Annotated in this window: 2 protein-coding genes; both read left to right on the plus strand. The window is 42.8% G+C overall.

Going from position 1 to position 3,749, the window contains the following annotated elements:
• Nucleotides 1-2,946 (plus strand): peptidase domain-containing ABC transporter (locus tag IQ229_RS17635; RefSeq protein WP_194045913.1); only part of this gene is annotated, 2,946 nt, incomplete at its 5' end.
• 87 nt (nt 2,947-3,033) lie between these two features.
• Nucleotides 3,034-3,749 (plus strand): biotin/lipoyl-binding protein (locus IQ229_RS17640; protein ID WP_194045915.1); only part of this gene is annotated, 716 nt, incomplete at its 3' end.

The raw sequence follows: 3,749 nt of genomic DNA on the forward strand, positions 1-3,749 counted from the left end.
GATGGAGCGATCGCTAATCTATCGGAACAACTGCAAGCTTGGCGCTATCGCATAGGTCAGAAAATCATTGGTAAAGAAAGTCTCCCGGAACGTATCACCATCATTTATGAGGGACAAGTGCGCCTGTTGGGATACGACCCCCAGACGCAAATGCCAATCACCCTAAAATTATTGCAACCAGGGGAAATTATCGGCGAAATTGGTTTGTTGCGCGATGTCGCCTGTGAAACAGCGATCGCTTCCACCGAAGTAGTATGTTTAACCTTGAGTGCAACAGCATATTTTAGCTTTCTGGCTTCATACCCAGCTTTTGCCGAAGCTCGGAAGAACCGCAGTTATTTGGTAGAAGTTTTCGATATTCTCGCTTCCTACTGGCAAAAGCAAGCGATCGCTACCTTAAATCTTAGAGAACTGGCAGAAAAAGCCTTACCCCAGGCGAAAATACATTATCTCCCTTCTGGAAAAACTCCCTTCAACCAACTGGATAGTAAAAGCGTTTGGTTTGTGAGTGCCGGTGGTACAGTCACAAATTTCTCACCTGGCGATCGCCTAGAACCAGAAGATGACAGAGACAAGATTCAGGTTATCGGTCAAAACCCCGCACGCTTGCTTGGCATACATCCGTCAGATTTGATCTTAGAAGATAGTCATGAGATAGAACTTGCAGTAACTGAAACCAGAGTAGATAGAGATAGCGCTGACGACCTAGATATTATTCCCTACGCATCAGACGAAATAGTTCCACAGACAGCCCCCCAAAATTCAAAGAATTCGTCAAAACAAAAATACCCATTTTTTGGCGGTAAAGGAGAACTAAATTCAGCCTTCGCCTGCTTCCAAATGATCGCGAAGCATCTAGAAATGCCGTTTCGTCGAGAGGTGGTTCGCCGCATCTTAACTGAGCAAGTCAAACGTCAGGGGACTATATCGTTTCAAGTTACTGCTTACCTAGCAGAGTTAATTGGACTAAAGGCGCAGTTGATAGAGTTACCAGTCGCTTCAGTGTCGCGCATTCCGACACCAGCGCTGATTCGCTACGGTGATAATTTTGCCGTTTTATATGAAGTAGATGCCAATAACGTGGTTGTAGGTGTTCCATCCAAAGGAATTGTGCGCTGCAAACCCGCTCAATTGGTTGAACAATTAGATGTCGATCCAACTGACTTTCCGCCCAAAGTTAGGGTATTACTGCTGACTGCTACCAACCAAACACCCCAAGAACGCTTTAGTTTACGGTGGTTTCTGCCCTATTTGTCAAAGCACCGTCGAGTCCTAATAGAGGTCTTTATCGCTTCCTTTTTCGTGCAGTTGGCAGCGTTGGCAAATCCGCTAGTCGTTCAGTTAATTATCGACAAAGTTATCACTCAAAATAGTATTGGCACATTACATATTTTGGGGATTTTGCTATTAGTAGTCGGGCTATTTGAAGCAGTGTTGACTACCTTACGAACCTACTTATTTGTCGATACCACTAACCGGATCGATATGGGTTTAGGGTCGCAAATCATTGACCACTTACTACGTCTACCGCTGCGCTATTTTGAACGCCGACCGGTAGGTGAACTTTCCACTCGCATTAACGAACTAGAAAATATCCGCCAATTCTTGACTGGTACTGCTTTAACAGTCGGATTAGATGCTTTGTTTTCGCTGGTTTATATCGGTGTGATGCTAATTTACAGTTGGCAACTCACCTTAGTAGGCTTAAGCACAATTCCAATATTTGTGATTATCACCTTAGTTGCTTCTCCAACCATTAGTAGACAGTTACGTGGTAAAGCCGAACGCAACGCCGAAACTCAATCTTATTTAGTGGAGGTGATGTCAGGAATTCAAACAGTAAAAGCGCAAAATATCGAATTGCGATCGCGCTTTTCCTGGCAAGAGCGTTACGCCCGATTTGTCGCCGCTGGTTTTAAAACAGTAGTGACTTCTACCCTCGCTAACTCTACCAGCAACTTTCTCAACAAACTCAGCAGCTTACTAGTTTTGTGGGTAGGAGCTTATTTAGTACTGCAACAAGAATTAACTTTAGGCGAATTAATTGCCTTTAGGATTATATCGGGTTATGTCACCAGCCCAATATTACGTTTAGCTCAACTCTGGCAAAGCTTCCAAGAAACTGCCTTATCTCTGGAGCGTTTAAGCGATATTGTCGATACCCCACAAGAAGGAGAAACAGACCGCTACAATATACCTTTACCTTCAATCAAGGGAGCAGTGAAATATGAAAATGTTTCCTTCCGATTTGGCACAAGTGGCCCGCTACAACTGTCTAATGTCAACCTGGAATTTGCGCCAGGTAAATTTATCGGCATTGTCGGGCAAAGTGGGTCTGGTAAAAGTACGATGATGAAATTACTGCTGAGACTTTACGAAACGGAGTCTGGCAGAATTTTGATTGATGGTTATGATATCGCCAAAGTGGAACTTTATTCGTTGCGACGACAAATTGGTGTAGTTCCCCAAGAGACATTATTGTTTGACGGTAGCGTTCAGGAAAATATTGCCCTAACCAATCCCGATGCCACAACCGAAGAAATTATCGAAGCGGCTCAGGTTGCGTGCGCCCACGAGTTTATCATGAACTTACCAAACGGTTACAACACGCGAGTGGGAGAACGGGGTTCTGCACTTTCAGGTGGACAACGACAAAGAATTGCGATCGCTCGTTCTGTGTTACAACGACCAAAATTATTAGTTTTAGATGAAGCAACTAGTGCATTAGATTATCCCACAGAACGGCAAATATGTCTCAATTTAGCCAAAGCATTCAAGGGTGATACAGTATTTTTTATTACCCACCGACTGAACACCGTCAGTAATGCAGATATGATTGTTGTGATGGATAACAGCAGGGTTATAGAACAAGGTAGCCATCAAGAATTAATGGCTACTAAGGGTCATTATTATTACCTGTATCAGCAACAAGATGTAAACTTGTAATTAGTCATTCTTGAGGGCAAAGGTTTTTGGCATCGGGAAACATTGCCCACCCTACAAAAAATTCAAAATCCAAAACCCAAAATCGTTATGACTCAACTTAATGGGAATCACCTCAACGGCAATCACAAAAATGGCAATCACAAAAATGGAGTGAAGCACGATTCACAGGTACTGACAAAACAACAGAAAGCTGCTCAAGAGTCTTTTACTAACTTAAACAATCAGGAATTTGAGCAATCTATTGTTTTGCGCCAATCTCCAATTTGGTCGCGTACAATCATGATTACACTAGTGGGGCTAGCCTGCTTTGGAATTGCTTGGGCTTATTTTGCAAAAATTGAGCAAGTAGTGCCAGCAACCGGGCAATTAAAACCCCAAGGAACAGTCAAAGAAGTTCAGGCTCCTGTAAGTGGAGTGGTGAAAACAGTTAATGTAAAAGATGGACAAGAAGTGAAGCCAGGAGATTTACTGCTAACTTTTGATTCCATAGCTTCTGTTGCCGAATTAAATTCTTTGAATAAAATTCGCCTTGCATTAATGAAAGAAAACCAGATTTATCGCCGATTGATGAATGCAAGTACTGCCAATGGATCTGAAGCGTTATATTTGCGCGGTAACTTGCCACAAGAAACTGCTTTTCTGTTGAAAAGTCGGGCAGCATTAGTAGCAGAAAATGAATTATTCCGCACTCAATTAAAAAATTCTGGTCAAGATTCTGGAGTAGGAATTGATGAACAACAACTTCTACGAGTTGCCAAACAGGAATTAGACTCTCGGTCTTCCGCAGCACGATTAGAAGTCTG

It is taken from the genome of Nostoc cf. edaphicum LEGE 07299 (assembly GCF_015207245.1).
Taxonomy (GTDB): Bacteria; Cyanobacteriota; Cyanobacteriia; order Cyanobacteriales; family Nostocaceae; genus Nostoc; species Nostoc edaphicum_B.